The following is a 16,329-nucleotide window of genomic DNA, read 5'->3' as shown; positions in this document are numbered from 1 at the left end:
ATGGCACTTGCCGGTCAACGGTATTGGAGGAAGACGTTGTCTCGCCCGAACTGGTCACGCAGGGCTTGAATCAAGGTATCCGCCGGGTCGATCCGCCAGGTCTCGCCGAACTGCAGCAAGGTCTTCGCATCCGGGCTGGTGTACTCCATGGTCACCGGGCACGCGCCGCGATGACGCTTGAGCAGTTCGCCCAACCAGCGTAGCTGATCGCCTTTGAGATCCTGGGTGTGCAGCTTCAAGCGCAGGCTTTCGGCCAGATTGGTCCGCGCATCCTCCATGCTCATCACCCGCTTGACCCGCAGGCGCAGGCCGCCGGAGAAGTCGTCATTGCTGACCTCGCCTTCAACCACCACCATCGCGTCGGTCTGCAACAGTGATTGCGCCGAATGGAACGCATCGGCAAACAGCGACGCTTCGATCCGCCCGGAGCGGTCGTCGAGGGTGATGAAGCCCATCTTGTCGCCCTTCTTGTTCTTCATCACCCGCAGGGCAATGATCATCCCCGCTACGGTTTGCGTGTCACGCGCCGGCTTCAGGTCGATGATGCGCTGGCGGGCGAAACGGCGGATCTCGCCTTCGTATTCGTCGATCGGGTGACCGGTCAGGTACAGGCCCAGGGTGTCTTTTTCACCCTTGAGGCGTTCCTTGAGGGTCAGTTCCTTGGCTTTGCGATGAGACGCGTAAACGTCGGCGTCTTCTTCGACGAACAAGCCGCCAAACAGGTCGGCGTGGCCACTGTCGTGGGTTCGCGCGGTCTGCTCGGCCGCCTTGATCGCCTCTTCCATCGCCGCCAGCAGTACCGCGCGGTTACGGTCGATGTTGGCTTGATAGGCCTTTTGTTCGTCGTGGAAGTACGGGCCGAGGCGATCCAGCGCGCCGCTGCGAATCAAGCCATCAAGAGTTCGTTTGTTGATGCGCTTGAGGTCGACCCGCGCGCAGAAATCGAACAGATCCTTGAACGGACCGGCCTGACGCGCTTCGGTGATCGCTTCAACCGGACCTTCACCGACGCCTTTGATCGCGCCGAGGCCGTAAACGATGCGGCCGTCGTCGTTCACCGTGAACTTGAACTCCGAAGTGTTCACGTCCGGCGCGTCGAGGCGCAGCTTCATCGTCCGCACTTCTTCGATCAAGGTCACGACCTTGTCGGTGTTGTGCATATCCGCCGAGAGTACCGCAGCCATGAACGGCGCCGGGTAGTGAGCTTTCAGCCAAGCGGTCTGGTAGGACACCAGGCCGTAAGCGGCGGAGTGGGATTTGTTGAAGCCGTAACCGGCGAACTTTTCCACCAGGTCGAAAATGTTACCGGCAAGATCCGCGTCGATCCCGTTGGTCGCGCAACCCTCAATGAAACCGCCGCGCTGCTTGGCCATTTCTTCAGGCTTTTTCTTACCCATCGCTCGACGCAGCATGTCCGCACCGCCGAGGGTGTAACCGGCCATGACCTGAGCAATCTGCATCACCTGTTCCTGATACAGGATGATGCCGTAAGTCGGCGCCAATACCGGCTTGAGCCCGTCGTACTGGTAGTCCGAGTGCGGATACGCCAGTTCGGCGCGACCGTGCTTACGGTTGATGAAGTCGTCCACCATGCCCGATTGCAGCGGGCCCGGACGGAACAGTGCCACCAGTGCGATCAAGTCTTCCAGGCAGTCAGGCTTGAGCTTTTTGATCAGCTCTTTCATGCCCCGGGATTCAAGCTGGAACACCGCCGTGGTTTCGGCTTTTTGCAGCAACTGGTAGGTCGGCTTGTCGTCGAGCGGGATAAAGGCGATATCCAGCGGCGGCTCGTTGACCTTGGCGCGGTCGCGGTTGATGGTTTTCAGCGCCCAGTCGATGATCGTCAGGGTCCGCAGGCCGAGGAAGTCGAACTTCACCAGACCGGCGGCCTCAACGTCATCCTTGTCGAACTGGGTCACCAGACCGTCACCGGCCTCGTCGCAATAGATCGGCGAGAAGTCGGTCAATTTGGTCGGCGCGATTACCACACCACCGGCGTGTTTGCCGACGTTACGCACCACGCCCTCGAGCTTGCGCGCCATCTCCCAGATTTCCGCCGCTTCTTCATCGACCTTGATGAAGTCGCGCAGGATCTCTTCCTGCTCGTAGGCTTTTTCCAGGGTCATGCCGACTTCGAACGGAATCATCTTCGACAGACGATCCGCCAGGCCATAGGACTTGCCCTGCACCCGCGCCACGTCACGGACCACAGCCTTGGCGGCCATGGAACCGAAGGTGATGATTTGGCTCACCGCGTTGCGGCCGTATTTCTCGGCCACGTAATCGATCACCCGGTCACGGCCGTCCATGCAGAAATCGACGTCGAAGTCGGGCATGGAAACCCGTTCCGGGTTAAGGAAACGTTCGAACAGCAGGTCATATTCCAGCGGGTCGAGGTCGGTGATCTTCTGTACGTAAGCCACCAGCGATCCGGCACCCGACCCACGGCCCGGACCTACCGGTACGCCGTTGTTCTTGGCCCACTGGATAAAGTCCATCACGATCAGGAAGTAACCGGGGAAGCCCATCTGGATGATGATATCCAGCTCGAAATTCAAGCGGTCGACGTAGACCTGGCGCTTGGCTTCGTAGTCTTCGGTGGTGTCCTTGGGCAGCAGCACCGCCAGGCGTTCTTCGAGCCCTTCGAAGGAGACCTTGCGGAAATATTCGTCGATGGTCATGCCATCGGGGATCGGGAAGTTGGGCAGGAAGTGCGTGCCCAGCTTCACTTCGATGTTGCAGCGTTTTGCGATCTCGACGGTGTTTTCGATGGCGTCGGGAATATCGCTGAACAGCTCGAGCATTTCCTCGGCGCTTTTCAGGTATTGCTGATCGCTGTAATTCTTCGAACGACGCGGGTCATCGAGGGCGCGGCCTTCACCGATGCACACACGGGTTTCGTGGGCGGCGAAGTCTTCCTGCTTGATGAAGCGCACATCGTTGGTCGCCACCAGCGGCGCGCCAAGCTTGTCGGCCAGCGCCACGGCGCCGTGCAGTTGCTCTTCATCGTTGGGGCGGTTGGTGCGCTGGATTTCCAGATAGAAACGATCCGGGAACACCGCCATCCACTCGCGCGCCAAGGCCTCGGCTTCCGCCGGGTTGCCGCCGATCATGGCCATGCCGATCTCGCCTTCTTTGGCGGCGGACAGCATGATCAAACCTTCGTTGGCCTCGGCCACCCATTCGCGCTCGACGATGACCATGCCGTTGCGCTGGCCTTCGATAAAGCCGCGCGAGATCAGTTCGGTGAGATTGCGATAACCCTGAGCGTTCATCACCAGCAGGCTGAGGCGGCTCAGCGGTGCATCCGGGTCCTTGTTCGCCAGCCACAGGTCGGCGCCGCAGATCGGCTTGATGCCGGCGCCCATGGCGTTTTTATAGAACTTGACCAGGGAACACATGTTGTTCTGGTCGGTGACCGCGACTGCCGGCATGTTCATGGCGGTCAGCGCTTTGACCAGCGGCTTGATCCGCACCAGCCCGTCGACCAGGGAGTATTCAGTGTGCAGGCGTAGATGAACGAATGAAGCCGGCATAGTGATCCTGTCCAGTTACATAGAGACAACGAGGCCCGGATTGTACCGGGCCTCGAATAAAACATCAGCCTTGCGCCTAAACCTGCGTCAGGCTTTCCCGCGCCTCGTAAGCCAGGCGTACCGGGGCGAACGAGCGGCGGTGAATCGGCGTCGGGCCGAGCCGCGCCAGCGCTTCCAGATGAACGGGCGTCGGATAGCCTTTGTGGCCACCGATGCCGTAGCCCGGGTAGATCAATTCGAACGCCGCCATTTCGCGGTCACGACTGACCTTGGCCAGAATCGACGCCGCCGCGATCGCCGGCACCTTGCCGTCGCCCTGAATCACCGCCTCGGCACGCATCGGCAAATGCGGGCAGCGGTTACCGTCGATCATCGCCAGCTTCGGCTGAATATGCAGACCGGCAACCGCGCGCTGCATGGCCAGCATGGTCGCGTGGAGGATATTCAGATCGTCGATTTCTTCAACTTCGGCACGGGCGATGCACCAGCTCAGGGCTTTCTCGCAGATCTCGTCGTAGAGCTTTTCGCGCTTGGCTTCGGTGAGCTTTTTCGAATCGTCGAGGCCGAGGATAGGCCGGTTCGGATCGAGAATCACTGCTGCCGTTACCACCGCACCGCACAACGGGCCACGACCGACTTCATCAACACCGGCGACCAGTTCTTCGACTTCGGCTACCAGAGTGAAATCCAGGCCCATTTGCATGCTTGTCTTGCTCATTGTGGTTTGCCGATCAGGTCAAGGACGGCTTGCGCCGCCTGATTGGAAGCATCGCGCCGCAGCGTGCGGTGGATCTCGTCGAAACCGCGCGTCTGTTCATCACCGCCATCGATCAAGGGCGACAGTGTCTGCGCCAAGGCTTCGACAGTCGCATCATCCTGCAACAACTCCGGCACCAGCAAGCGCTGAGCGAGCAAATTGGGCAGCGACACGTACGGGCTCTTGACCATGCGTTTGAGAATCCAGAATGTCAGCGGCGCCAACCGATACGCCACCACCATCGGCCGCTTGTACAGCAGCGCTTCAAGGGTAGCAGTGCCGGAGGCGATCAACACGGCGTTGCACGCGGCGAGGGCCAAGTGGGATTTACCGTCGAGCAAGGTTACTGGCAAATCCCGGCCAGCAAGCAAGGCCTCGAGTTGCACCCGGCGGTCCGGGTTTGCACAAGGCATGACAAAGCGCACGCCCGGACGCATCGCGCGCAGACGTTCGGCGGTGTCGAGGAACAGCGCACCGAGGCGACTGACTTCCCCGCCACGGCTGCCCGGCATCAGCGCTACCAGCGGACCGTCGGCCAAGCCCAGTTCGGCGCGTGCAGCGGCGCGGTCGGCTTGCAGCGGAATGGTATCGGCCAAGGTGTGACCGACGAAACGCACCGGCACGCCTTTCTCTTCGTAGAATTTCGCCTCGAACGGCAACAGGGTCAGCATCAGATCGCAGCCTTCGCGGATCTTCAGCACCCGCTTCTGCCGCCATGCCCACACCGACGGGCTGACGTAATGCACGGTCTTGATCCCGGCCTGACGCAGCTTGAGTTCGATATTGAGGTTGAAATCCGGCGCATCGATGCCGATGAACACGTCCGGCTTGGCGGCGATCAGTGTGGCAATCAGCTCCTTGCGGCGCTTGAGCAACTCACGCAGCCGACCGAGGACTTCGACCAGGCCCATGACCGACAGGCGCTCCATGGGGAAGTACGAGGTCAGGCCTTCGGCCTGCATCAGCGGACCGCCGACACCGATGAACTCGACTGCCGGGTGCTGAGCCTTGAGCGCACGCATGAGGCCGGCGCCGAGAATGTCACCGGAAGCCTCACCCGCCACCAGCGCAATACGCAGATTGGCCATGATCAGCGGGTGATGCCGCGAGTCGATGCCTGGATCGAATCACGGAACACGGCGACTTCGGGGAACTGCGCAGAAGGCTCGGCCAGCTCGGCCAGCGCCTGTTCGACCGTCAGGCCCTGCCGATAGACCGTCTTGTAGGCACGGCGCAGCGCATGAATCGCGTCTTCGCTGAAACCGCGACGGCGCATGCCTTCGAAGTTCATGCTGCGCGCTTCGGCCGGGTTGCCGAACACGGTGACGAACGCCGGAACGTCCTTGCCGATCGCCGTGCCCATGCCGGAAAAGCTGTGGGCGCCGATGTGGCAGTACTGATGCACCAGGGTGAAACCGGAGAGGATCGCCCAGTCGTCAACGTGTACATGCCCGGCCAACGCAGTGTTGTTGACCAGAATGCAGTGGTTGCCGATGACGCTGTCATGGCCGATGTGGGCATAGGCCATGATCAGGTTGTGATCACCCAGGGTGGTTTCCGAACGGTCCTGCACGGTGCCACGGTGAATGGTCACGCCTTCACGAATGACGTTGTGGTCGCCGATCACCAGGCGGGTTTCCTCGCCTTTGTACTTCAGATCCGGGGTGTCTTCGCCTACCGAAGAAAACTGGTAGATGCGATTGTGCTTGCCAATGCGGGTCGGCCCCTTGAGGATCACGTGCGGCCCGATCAAGGTACCCTCGCCGATTTCCACACCTGCGCCGATGATCGACCACGGGCCGACCTCGACGCCGTCAGCCAGAACGGCGGACGGATCGATGATTGCGCGAGGGTCAATCAAACTCATACTTTCTGTTCCGCGCAGATGATTTCTGCCGAGCAGACCGGCTTGCCGTCCACCGAAGCCTGGCATTCGAACTTCCAGATCTTGCGCTTGCAGCTGATGAAGGTCGCTTCAAGGATCAACTGATCGCCCGGCTTGACTGGCTGACGGAAGCGCAGCTTGTCGGAACCGACGAAGTAATACAGGGTGCCGTCGGCCGGTTTGACGTCGAGCATCTTGAAACCGAGGATCCCGGCAGCCTGAGCCATCGCTTCGATGATCAGCACGCCCGGCATGATTGGATGCGCAGGGAAGTGACCATTGAAGAACGGTTCATTGATGCTGACATTCTTGTAGGCGCGAATTCGCTTGCCTTCAGTGTCCAGTTCCACCACCCGGTCCACCAGCAGGAACGGGTAACGGTGAGGCAGGTATTCGCGAATCTCGTTGATGTCCATCATTTCAGGGGAAAGCCTATGTAAAGATTGGGAGCGCGACTGACGCGCACTCCTCTAGCAAATCAAGGAGGCAGTCCAGAGGCTGTGCACACTTGATATGGAAATGGTATCAGCCATCAGATGAAGCATTACCGTCAGGGGTCACTTCCCCAACGCGCTTTTCCAGCTGTTTCAACCGTCGCGCGATGTCATCGAGCTGACGGATGCGGGCCGCGCTTTTGCGCCATTCGGCCGCCGGTTGCATGGCTGTGCCGGAAGAATAGGCGCCCGGCTCGGTAATCGAGTGAGTCACCATGGTCATCCCGGTCAGGAAAACGTTGTCGCAAATGTCAATGTGGCCGACCAGACCAACACCGCCGGCGAGCATGCAGTGCTTGCCGATCTTGGTGCTGCCGGAAATGCCAACGCACGCAGCCATGGCGGTGTGATCACCGACCTGGACGTTGTGCGCGATCTGAATCTGGTTGTCGAGCTTCACACCGTTGCCGATCACAGTATCGGCCAGAGCGCCGCGGTCGATGGCGGTGTTCACGCCGATCTCGACATCGTCGCCGATGGTCACGCCACCGATCTGGGCGATTTTTTGCCAGACACCTTTTTCGTTGGCGAAGCCGAAGCCCTCACCGCCGATCACTGCGCCGGACTGAATAACCACACGCTTGCCGATGCGCACATCGTGATACAGCGTAACGCGCGGAGCGAGCCAGCCGCCTTCACCGATTTCGCTGCGCGCGCCGACTACGCAATGCGCGCCCAGCGTTACCTGTGCAGCGATGCGTGCACCGGCTTCGATCACCACGAACGGACCGATGCTGGCACTTGGGTCAACCACCGCGTCCGCCGCGATCACCGCTGTCGGATGAATCCCGCCAGCCGCTTTTGGCTTTGGATCGAACAGATGCGAAATACGTGCATAGGCCAGGTAAGGATCAGGCACCACCAGGGCATTACCGGCAAAACCCTCAGCGTCGGCTTCCTTGAGCAGCAGTGCAGCTGCTTGAGAACCGGCCAGGTATTTGCGGTATTGGGGATTTGCCAGAAAGCTCAACTGAGCTGGGCCAGCCTCTTGCAAAGTGGCTAGCCCAGTAATTTGCCTCTCGGGGTCGCCACGCAGGGTGGCGCCGAGGTGCTCGGCCAACTGGCCGAGCCTGATAGTCACGGTCATGGGTTACTTCAGCTGATTCATGCGCTCGATAACCTGGCGCGTGATGTCGTACTGAGGTTTGACATCAATGACTGCGCCACGCTCGAACACCAGGTCAAAACCACCCTTCTTGATGACTTCTTCCACAGCGCTGTCCAGTTTCGGCTTCAGCTGCTTGAGCATTTCACGGTCGGCAACGGCTTTGGCTTCGTTCAGCTCTTTGGACTGGAACTGGAAGTCGCGGGCCTTTTGCTTGAATTCCAGCTCCAGACGCTCACGCTCGCCCTGCTGCATTTTGTCGCCACCGGCCATCAGACGGTCCTGAATGCCTTTGGCGCTGCTTTCCAGGGTTTTCAGCTTGGTCAGTTGCGGACCGAACTTCTTCTCGGCATCCACGGCGTACTTCTTCGCCGCGTCGGATTCCAGCAGTGCCATCTGATAGTTCAGCACGGCAATTTTCATGTCGGCGAACGCCGGGCCTGCCACCAGTACGGAGGCCAGGAGAACCAATTGAGTCAACTTACGCACGATGCACTCCTACAAAATCCATTGTCGTTATCTTGGGTCAGACGCTTAGAACGTCTGGCCGAGGGAGAATTGGAACACTTGAGTTTCAGCGTCATCCGGTTTCTTGATCGGCATCGCCAGGGCGAAGCTCAACGGACCCAGTGCGGTGACCCAGGTCACGCCGACACCGACGGAACTGGCCATGTTGCTCAGGCTGATGTCGTTGCACTTGGTGTTGGACGAGGAACCGTTCGCGTTCGTAGTGTCCTTGCACTGCGAGTCAAACACGTTACCGACATCCCAGAAAACCGAAGTCCGCAGGGAACGCTGATCCTTGACGAATGGCAGCGGGAACAGAACTTCTACACCGCCCTGGATCAGGACGTTACCACCGAACGGCAGCGGATCCTGGTCCGGATCAAGCGACGTGCCCGGATTGGTGCCACGGCTCGGCGTACTGCGCGGGCCGAGGGTGCTGTCCTTGAAGCCACGAACCGAGTTGAAACCACCGGCATAGTAGTTTTCATAGAACGGCAGACCATCGGTCGAACCGTAACCGTCGCCATAACCGAGTTCGGAGTGCAGGCGCAGTGTGTAGTTTTCGGTGATCGGCTGGAACAGCTGACCACGGTAGTCAAGTTTGAAGAACGACAGGTCGCTGCCCGGAATGGTGGTTTCCAGGGTCAGGCTCTGGGAACGACCACGGGTCGGCAACACGCCTTTGTTCAGGGTCGACTCGGACCAACCGGCCGAGGCCTTGAAGTTCAGGTAGTTGTCGCCTTCCTTGTCGACGAAATCGAAAATCTCGTCAACGGTATAGCGACCGGTGTTGATCTTGTCCTGCTGAGCAGACAGACCGAAGGTCAGACGCGATGTTTCGCTGATCGGGTAGCCAACGTTGACGCCAGCGCCCAGGCTGTCGACGGCGTAGCTCGAGATATCGGCATCGAGCTCATCGTAGTCAGTGGTGCGATAGAACGCGTTGTAACCCAGGCTCACGCCATCAGCGGTCCAGTACGGGTCCACATAGCCGAAGTTGTAGCGGCTCTGGTATTCGCTGCGGGTCAGACCGATGCTGACGCGGTTACCGGTACCGAGGAAGTTGTTCTGGGTGATCGAGCCACCGAGGATCAGACCGGCGCTCTGGGCGAAACCGACGCTCGCGGTGATCGAACCGGAAGCCTGTTCTTCAACGGCGTAGTTCACATCAACCTGGTCGTCGACACCTGGCACGGCCGGGGTTTCAACGTTGACTTCCTTGAAGAAGCCCAGACGCTCCAGACGGGTCTTGGACTGGTCGATCAGGTAGGTCGAAGCCCAGCCGCCTTCCATCTGACGCATTTCACGACGCAGCACTTCGTCTTCGGACTTGGTGTTGCCACGGAAGTTGATGCGGTTGACGTAGGCACGCTTGCCCGGATCGACAGCGAAGAGGATGTCTACAGTGTGGTCATCATCGTGCGGCTGAGGCACGCCGTTGACGTTGGCGAAGGTGTAGCCCTCGTTACCCAGACGACGGGTGATCAGCTCGGAGGTGGTGGTCATCAGCTTGCGCGAGAACACCTGGCCCTTCTGCACCAGCAACAGCGACTTGATCTGCTCTTCAGGGACTTTCAGGTCGCCACTGAGCTTGACGTCACGAACGGTGTACTTCTCGCCTTCGGTGACGTTGACGGTGATGTACACGTGCTTCTTGTCCGGGGTAATCGATACCTGGGTCGAAGCGATGTCCATGTTGATGTAGCCGCGGTCCAGATAGTAGGAACGCAGACGCTCCAGGTCACCGGAGAGTTTTTCACGGGCATATTTGTCATCGTTCTTGAAGAACGACAGCCAGTTGGTGGTTTTCAGTTCGAACAGGTCAGTCAGGTCTTCCTCAGGGAAAACCGTATTGCCTACCACGTTGATGTGCTGGATGGCGGCAACGGTACCTTCGTTGATCTTCACCTTCAGACCCACCCGGTTACGCGGCTGCGAAACCACTTCGGTGTCGACGGTAGCGGAGTAACGACCCTGGGCAACGTACTGACGCTGCAGTTCGTTACGCACACCCTCGAGGGTGGCGCGCTGGAAGATTTCGCCTTCGGCCAGACCGGATTGCTTGAGGCCCTTCATCAGGTCTTCAGTGGAAATCGCCTTGTTGCCTTCGATTTCAATACTGGCGACCGAAGGACGCTCGACGACGGTGATGACCAGAACGTTGCCTTCGCGGCCCAGCTGGATATCTTGAAAGAAACCGGTTTTGAACAACGCACGAGTGGATTCCACCAGGCGACGATCATCCGCCTGCTCGCCGACGTTCAACGGCAAGGCACCAAAGACGCTACCCGCGGAGACCCGCTGGAGGCCATTGACGCGAATATCAGAGATAGTGAAGGACTCGGCGTGAACTTCGGCGATCATCAATACGGTGAGAACCGCAGTTAGCAGCAGACGTTTCATGAAGTCCTTTCTTATTCCAACTGGCAATAAACAAACTGCCGCAAAATGCGGCAGATTCGCAATTCAGCGAAGCGTTACAGTCGACCCAGATCGTTGACCAGAGCAAGCAACATCACCCCGACCACCAAACTGATACCGATCTGTATCCCCCAACCTTGCACCCGATCCGACAAGGGGCGACCACGCACCCACTCGATCAGATAAAACAACAAATGCCCCCCATCCAGTACAGGAATGGGCAGCAAATTCAGAACGCCCAGGCTAATACTCAGATAAGCAAGGAAATTCAGGAAATCAGCGACGCCCGACTGGGCAGAAGCGCCCGCCACTTTAGCAATGGTTATCGGTCCACTCAAGTTTTTTACCGAGAGCTCGCCGAACAGCATTTTCTTCAGTGAATCCAGCGTCAGAATGCTCATGGTCCAAGTGCGACGGGCACCCTCGCCAATCGCGGCCAGCGGGCCATAACTGACCTCGCGGATCATTTCCGGCGGCCAGTCGATGGCTTTGACGCCAGCGCCCAGATAACCGCTTGGCGCTTTGCTTTCACCGCGCGCCGCCAGGGTCACAGGGACGTCGATTTGAGCATTGTCGCGCTCGATGCGCAGCATGATTTTGGTATCAGGACGCGTACGAACGGTATCGACCACTTGCTGCCAGTCATCGAGCGGCTGGCCATCAAGCGCCAGCAATCGATCGCCGGTTTTCAGCCCCGCCGCCTGAGCCGGACCTTTCGGGTCCAGCTCGGCAAGCACCGGCGGCAAGGCCGGACGCCAAGGACGAATGCCCAGCGAGCGGATCGGATCCGGCTCGTCGGCGCCTTTTAGCCAGTTATCCAGGGCCAGCGTGCGCGGCGATTCTGCCGTCGAACCCTGCTCGCGCACCAGCAATTGAATGGCGCCGCTCTCACCGAGACGGCGCACCAGTTGCAGATTGACCGCAGCCCAACCTGACGTTGGCTCGCCATCGATCGATACAATCTCCTGGCCAGCGTTCAGACCAGCCTTGGCGGCAATGCTGCCAGACTCGACCGCGCCAATGACCGGACGCACCTGCTCGCTGCCGAGCATCGCCAAGACCCAAAAGAAGACTAACGCCAGCAGGAAGTTAGCAATCGGGCCAGCGGCAACAATGGCGATACGCTGACGTACCGATTTGCGATTGAACGACTGATCGAGTTGATCGACCGGCACTTCGCCTTCGCGCTCGTCGAGCATCTTGACATAGCCGCCCAAGGGAATCGCGGCGACCACGAATTCAGTGCCTTGCTTGTCATGCCAGCGCAGCAACGGCATGCCAAAGCCCACGGAAAACCGCAGAACCTTGACGCCACAGCGGCGCGCGACCCAGAAGTGGCCGAATTCGTGGAAGGTGACCAGCACACCCAAGGCGATCAGGGTGCCGGCAATCATATAGAGCGCGCTCATCTACTTTCTCCGCAATCCTGTTCAGTGTCGCGTGTCGCCGTTGCATTACAAAAAACTATCGGCCGTGCCGACTCAACCATTGCTCGGCCAGCAATCGCGCTTTCGCGTCCGCCGTAAACACGGCGTCGAGGTCGTGCAGAGCCACCACCGGCTCCAGATTCAAGACTTCCTCGATGATACTCGCGATTTCCAGGTAGCGAACCCGTCCGTCGAGAAACGCTGCCACGGCCACTTCATTGGCCGCGTTGAGCATCGCCGGCGCGCTGTCGCCAGCTTCGGCCGCCTGACGGGCCAAACGCAGACAGGGGAAACGACTTTCATCGGGTGCTTCGAAATCCAGTCGCGCAATGGCAAACAGATCCAGTGGCGGTACGCCGGAATCGATACGCTCAGGCCAGGCCAGGGCGTTGGCGATCGGCGTGCGCATGTCCGGATTACCCAACTGCGCCAGGACCGAGCCATCGACGTAATCCACCAGAGAATGGATCACGCTCTGCGGATGAATCACAACTTCGACCTGAGACGGTTTGGCGTCGAACAACCAGCAGGCTTCGATCAGTTCCAGGCCCTTGTTCATCATGCTTGCCGAATCCACGGAGATCTTGCGCCCCATGGACCAGTTCGGATGTGCACACGCCTGCTCAGGCGAAACATTCGCCAGCTCGGACATCGGCGTCTGCCGGAAAGGCCCGCCAGAGGCGGTCAGCAAGATCCGCCGCACCCCCACCGAGTTCAAGCCGCGCGCGAAATCCGCGGGCATGCACTGAAAAATCGCGTTGTGCTCACTGTCGATCGGCAGCAGCACCGAGCCACTTTTGCGCACGGCCTGCATGAACAGCGCGCCGGACATCACCAGCGCTTCTTTGTTGGCCAGCAGAATTTTCTTGCCCGCCTCCACCGCAGCCAGTGTCGGACGCAAACCCGCCGCACCGACAATGGCCGCCATGACCGCGTCGACTTCAGGCGCGGAGGCAACCTGACACAGGCCCTCCTCACCTACCAGCACACGAGTCGGCAAACCGGCTGCACGCAAGTCATCCTGCAACCCACGCGCCGCAGCACCTTCAGGCACCACGGCAAATTGCGGTACATGACGAACGCACAGCGCGAGCAATTCGCTAAGACGGGTGAAACCACTCAATGCAAAAACCTGATAACGCTCAGGATGACGCGCAATCACATCCAGGGTGCTCAGACCGATCGAACCGGTCGCACCCAACACGGTAATCTGCTGGGGACGACTCACGGGGCGGCCATCCAGAGCAATACGGCGAACACCGGAATGGCTGCGGTCAGGCTGTCGATGCGATCCAGCACGCCACCATGCCCGGGCAGCAGATTACTGCTGTCCTTGATGCCGGACTGGCGCTTGAACATGCTTTCGGTAAGGTCACCGACCACGGAAATGAAGACGATCACTGCCGCGCCAACCAGGCCTTTGAGCAGTTCGGCCACGGTCCAGTCGCGCACCAGCCCGACGATCGCGGTAATCACCAGACTCAGCGCCAGACCACCGTAAACACCTTCCCAGCTCTTGCCCGGACTGACCTGCGGCGCCAGCTTGCGCTTGCCGAACTTGCGTCCGGAGAAATAAGCGCCGATGTCCGCGCCCCAGACCAGCACCATCACGGCCATGATCAACCAGTTACCCAGCGGGTACTGCTTGATCTGCACTAGACCCTGCCACGCAGGCAGCAGGATAAGCAAGCCGATCAGCAGCTTGGTTGCCGCTGTGGACCAGTGCGCGCTGGAGCGTGGATACGTCAGCACCAGATAAGTCGCAATCGCCCACCAGATCACCGATGCACCGAGCACCCAAGGCGCAAGGCCCGGCAGCACATACATGACGAACAGCATCAGGGCGACCACAGCGGCAAAGCCGATGCGGAACGATTGTGCGGTGAAGCCGGCCAGACGCGCCCATTCCCAGGCACCGAGGCTCACCACCAGGCCAATGAACAGCGCGAAGCCGGCACCTTTGAGCAGGAAAAACCCGCACAAGGCGATCGGCAGCAGGATCAGTGCAGTGATGATTCGTTGTTTAAGCATTAAACCCGGGCTCCAGCTTCGACCTGCTCGCTCGTTTTACCGAAGCGACGCTGGCGTGAAGCGAAATCGGCCAGCGCGGTGCGCATGGCGTCGTGTTTGAAGTCCGGCCAGAACAGGTCGGAGAAGTACAGCTCGGCGTAGGCCAGCTGCCACAGCAGGAAGTTGCTGATGCGATGCTCGCCACCGGTGCGAATGCACAGGTCAGGCAACGGCAGATCGCCGGTAGCCAGACACGTTTGCAGCAGATCCGGGGTAATGTCCTCCGGGCGCAAATGCCCGGCCTGGACTTCACGCGCCAGACGTTGCGCGGCCTGAGCGATATCCCACTGGCCGCCATAATTGGCGGCGATCTGCAGGACAAAGCGGTTGGCACCGACCGTCATGGCCTCGGCCTCGCGCATCGCCGCCTGAAGCTCAGGGTGGAAGCGCGAACGATCACCAATGATGCGCAGGCTGATGTTGTTGTCGTTGAGACGCTTGGCCTCACGACGCAGCGCCTTGAAGAATAGATCCATCAAAGCGCTGACTTCATCGGCCGGGCGCTGCCAGTTTTCACTGGAGAAGGCGAACAGGGTCAGGACTTCGACCTTGGCCTCAGCGCACACCTCGATCACCGCCCGCACAGCATCCACGCCCGCTTTATGCCCGGCGACACCCGGCATAAAGCGTTTTTTCGCCCAGCGATTATTGCCATCCATGATGATCGCGACATGGCGCGGCACCGCGGACGGCGCAGTCTGCTTGGTCTTGTCCATTTAAAGCTCGACCCTTATACGGCCATCAGGTCTTTTTCTTTCTCGTCCGTGGCCTTGGTGATCTGGGCCTCGGATTCTTTGGTCAGCTTATCGATATCGGCGATGGCACGACGCTCTTCGTCTTCGCTGATTTCCTTGTCCTTGACCAGTTTTTTCAGCTCACCCAAAGCATCGCGACGGATGTTGCGCACGGCTACGCGCGCGTCTTCGGCTGCACTGCGGGCCTGCTTGGTGAAGCCTTTGCGCGTTTCTTCGGTAAGGGCAGGCATCGGGATCAACAGCAACTCGCCCAGATTGGTCGGGTTGAGGTTCAGACCGGCGCTCTGGATTGCCTTGTCGACGGCAGCGAGCATGTTGCGCTCGAAGGCCACGACCTGCAGGGTGCGCGAATCCTTCACGGTGACGTTGGCAACGCCGCTCAGCGGAGTGTCAGTGCCGTAGTAAGGCACCATGACGCTGCCAAGGATGCTCGGGTGAGCCTTGCCGGTACGAATCTGGCCGAACGCGTGGTTCAGAGATTCCAGGGATTTCTGCATACGCGCTTGGGCGTCTTTCTTGATTTCGTTGATCATTGTTGGCCTTCCTCGATCAAAGTCCCTTCAGCGCCGCCGTGCACGATGTTCAGCAGGGCGCCGGGCTTGTTCATGTTGAATACGCGCAGCGGCATCTTGTGATCGCGGCACAGGCAGATAGCAGTCAGATCCATTACACCCAGCTTGCGATCCAGTACTTCATCATAAGTCAGATGATCGAACTTCTCGGCATGCGGGTCCTTGAACGGGTCTGCGGTGTACACGCCATCAACCTTGGTGGCCTTGAGCACAACGTCGGCGTCGATTTCGATTGCACGCAGGCAGGCTGCCGAATCCGTGGTGAAGAACGGATTGCCGGTACCGGCCGCGAAGATCACGACGTCCTTGGAGTTCAGGTGGCGCATGGCTTTGCGGCGATCGTAATGATCGGTCACACCGACCATGGAAATGGCCGACATGACGATGGCCGAGATATTGGCACGTTCCAGCGCATCGCGCATGGCCAAGGCGTTCATCACAGTGGCCAGCATGCCCATGTGGTCGCCCGTGACCCGATCCATACCGGCTTTGCTCAGGGCTTCGCCACGGAAAAGGTTGCCACCGCCGATCACCAGACCGACCTGCACGCCGATGCCGACCAGCTGGCCGACTTCCAGCGCCATGCGATCCAGTACCTTCGGATCGATCCCGAACTCTTCCGAGCCCATCAGGGCCTCGCCGCTAAGCTTGAGTAGAATGCGTTTATAGCGAGCCTGATAACCACTGCCCTGCTGAGCCATTGCGAATCTCTCCTGCGGCGTATTTAAAATTCTTTGCGAGCTGTTTACAGCTGGCGTTCACTCTAGCTTGGCGCTGCTGCAGCGCCATCGGAACATGGC

14 protein-coding genes are annotated in these 16,329 nt (G+C 59.6%); all 14 read right to left on the bottom strand.

The features are described 5' to 3' along the window. Positions 1-14 precede the first annotated feature (14 nt). Positions 15-3,536: a DNA polymerase III subunit alpha gene (gene dnaE / locus OK411_RS06525; protein WP_122747625.1), complete on the bottom strand. Its 3,522-nt coding sequence runs from the start codon at positions 3,534-3,536 to the stop codon at positions 15-17. Between the two features lie 76 nt (positions 3,537-3,612). Continuing rightward, positions 3,613-4,239: a ribonuclease HII gene (gene rnhB / locus OK411_RS06520; protein ID WP_016771466.1), complete on the bottom strand. Its 627-nt coding sequence runs from the start codon at positions 4,237-4,239 to the stop codon at positions 3,613-3,615. Positions 4,240-4,250: 11 nt separating this feature from the next. Beyond that, entirely contained in the window at positions 4,251-5,381 is a 1,131-nt protein-coding gene (gene lpxB / locus OK411_RS06515; protein ID WP_264364600.1) for a lipid-A-disaccharide synthase, read from the bottom strand. 2 nt (positions 5,382-5,383) lie between these two features. Beyond that, positions 5,384-6,160 carry an acyl-ACP--UDP-N-acetylglucosamine O-acyltransferase gene (lpxA, locus tag OK411_RS06510; protein ID WP_264364599.1) on the bottom strand — a complete coding sequence of 259 codons (777 nt, stop codon included), beginning with the start codon at positions 6,158-6,160 and terminating at the stop codon, positions 5,384-5,386. Beyond that, entirely contained in the window at positions 6,157-6,597 is a 441-nt protein-coding gene (gene fabZ / locus OK411_RS06505; protein ID WP_016771469.1) for a 3-hydroxyacyl-ACP dehydratase FabZ, read from the bottom strand. Before fabZ ends, lpxA begins: the two co-directional genes overlap by 4 nt. Positions 6,598-6,703: 106 nt before the next feature. Next, positions 6,704-7,759, bottom strand: a complete 1,056-nt coding sequence (lpxD, locus tag OK411_RS06500; protein WP_016771470.1) for a UDP-3-O-(3-hydroxymyristoyl)glucosamine N-acyltransferase — start codon at positions 7,757-7,759, stop codon at positions 6,704-6,706. 3 nt (positions 7,760-7,762) lie between these two features. Next, a complete protein-coding gene (locus tag OK411_RS06495) occupies positions 7,763-8,266 on the bottom strand; it encodes an OmpH family outer membrane protein (RefSeq protein WP_003222140.1) in 504 nt (167 codons plus the stop codon). 45 nt (positions 8,267-8,311) lie between these two features. Continuing rightward, positions 8,312-10,687 (bottom strand): outer membrane protein assembly factor BamA, encoded by a 2,376-nt coding sequence (bamA, locus tag OK411_RS06490; protein ID WP_024011830.1) that lies wholly within the window; start codon positions 10,685-10,687, stop codon positions 8,312-8,314. Between the two features lie 74 nt (positions 10,688-10,761). Continuing rightward, a complete protein-coding gene (gene rseP / locus OK411_RS06485) occupies positions 10,762-12,114 on the bottom strand; it encodes a sigma E protease regulator RseP (protein WP_110600137.1) in 1,353 nt (450 codons plus the stop codon). 55 nt (positions 12,115-12,169) lie between these two features. Continuing rightward, positions 12,170-13,360 carry a 1-deoxy-D-xylulose-5-phosphate reductoisomerase gene (gene ispC / locus OK411_RS06480; protein ID WP_264364598.1) on the bottom strand — a complete coding sequence of 397 codons (1,191 nt, stop codon included), beginning with the start codon at positions 13,358-13,360 and terminating at the stop codon, positions 12,170-12,172. Continuing rightward, positions 13,357-14,163 (bottom strand): phosphatidate cytidylyltransferase, encoded by an 807-nt coding sequence (locus OK411_RS06475; protein ID WP_217879404.1) that lies wholly within the window; start codon positions 14,161-14,163, stop codon positions 13,357-13,359. Before OK411_RS06475 ends, ispC begins: the two co-directional genes overlap by 4 nt. Then, the gene (gene uppS / locus OK411_RS06470; RefSeq protein ID WP_016771475.1) at positions 14,163-14,918 is read right to left on the bottom strand and encodes a polyprenyl diphosphate synthase; all 756 of its coding nucleotides are present in this window, start codon (positions 14,916-14,918) and stop codon (positions 14,163-14,165) included. The genes OK411_RS06475 and uppS overlap by 1 nt, the downstream gene beginning before the upstream one ends. 14 nt (positions 14,919-14,932) lie before the next feature. Further along, on the bottom strand, positions 14,933-15,490 hold the full coding sequence (gene frr / locus OK411_RS06465) for a ribosome recycling factor (protein WP_007954771.1): 558 nt from the start codon (positions 15,488-15,490) through the stop codon (positions 14,933-14,935). Further along, a complete protein-coding gene (gene pyrH, locus OK411_RS06460; protein ID WP_003222124.1) occupies positions 15,487-16,230 on the bottom strand; it encodes a UMP kinase in 744 nt (247 codons plus the stop codon). Before pyrH ends, frr begins: the two co-directional genes overlap by 4 nt. Positions 16,231-16,329: the final 99 nt, after the last annotated feature.

The sequence above is a fragment of the Pseudomonas sp. RG1 genome (assembly GCF_025910115.1).
Lineage (GTDB): Bacteria > Pseudomonadota > Gammaproteobacteria > Pseudomonadales > Pseudomonadaceae > Aquipseudomonas > Aquipseudomonas atacamensis.
This window is presented reverse-complemented; position numbering and strand designations above follow the sequence as displayed.

What these genes read in the sequence shown, in the direction of transcription:
- frr (WP_007954771.1), bottom strand. Translation starts at nt 15,490, where the DNA reads ATGATCAACGAAATCAAGAAAGACGCCCAAGCGCGTATGCAGAAATCC.
- lpxD (WP_016771470.1), bottom strand. Translation starts at nt 7,759, where the DNA reads ATGACCGTGACTATCAGGCTCGGCCAGTTGGCCGAGCACCTCGGCGCC.
- rnhB (WP_016771466.1), bottom strand. Translation starts at nt 4,239, where the DNA reads ATGCAAATGGGCCTGGATTTCACTCTGGTAGCCGAAGTCGAAGAACTG.
- pyrH (WP_003222124.1), bottom strand. Translation starts at nt 16,230, where the DNA reads ATGGCTCAGCAGGGCAGTGGTTATCAGGCTCGCTATAAACGCATTCTA.
- dnaE (WP_122747625.1), bottom strand. Translation starts at nt 3,536, where the DNA reads ATGCCGGCTTCATTCGTTCATCTACGCCTGCACACTGAATACTCCCTG.
- fabZ (WP_016771469.1), bottom strand. Translation starts at nt 6,597, where the DNA reads ATGATGGACATCAACGAGATTCGCGAATACCTGCCTCACCGTTACCCG.
- lpxA (WP_264364599.1), bottom strand. Translation starts at nt 6,160, where the DNA reads ATGAGTTTGATTGACCCTCGCGCAATCATCGATCCGTCCGCCGTTCTG.
- uppS (WP_016771475.1), bottom strand. Translation starts at nt 14,918, where the DNA reads ATGGACAAGACCAAGCAGACTGCGCCGTCCGCGGTGCCGCGCCATGTC.
- bamA (WP_024011830.1), bottom strand. Translation starts at nt 10,687, where the DNA reads ATGAAACGTCTGCTGCTAACTGCGGTTCTCACCGTATTGATGATCGCC.
- lpxB (WP_264364600.1), bottom strand. Translation starts at nt 5,381, where the DNA reads ATGGCCAATCTGCGTATTGCGCTGGTGGCGGGTGAGGCTTCCGGTGAC.
- rseP (WP_110600137.1), bottom strand. Translation starts at nt 12,114, where the DNA reads ATGAGCGCGCTCTATATGATTGCCGGCACCCTGATCGCCTTGGGTGTG.
- OK411_RS06475 (WP_217879404.1), bottom strand. Translation starts at nt 14,163, where the DNA reads ATGCTTAAACAACGAATCATCACTGCACTGATCCTGCTGCCGATCGCC.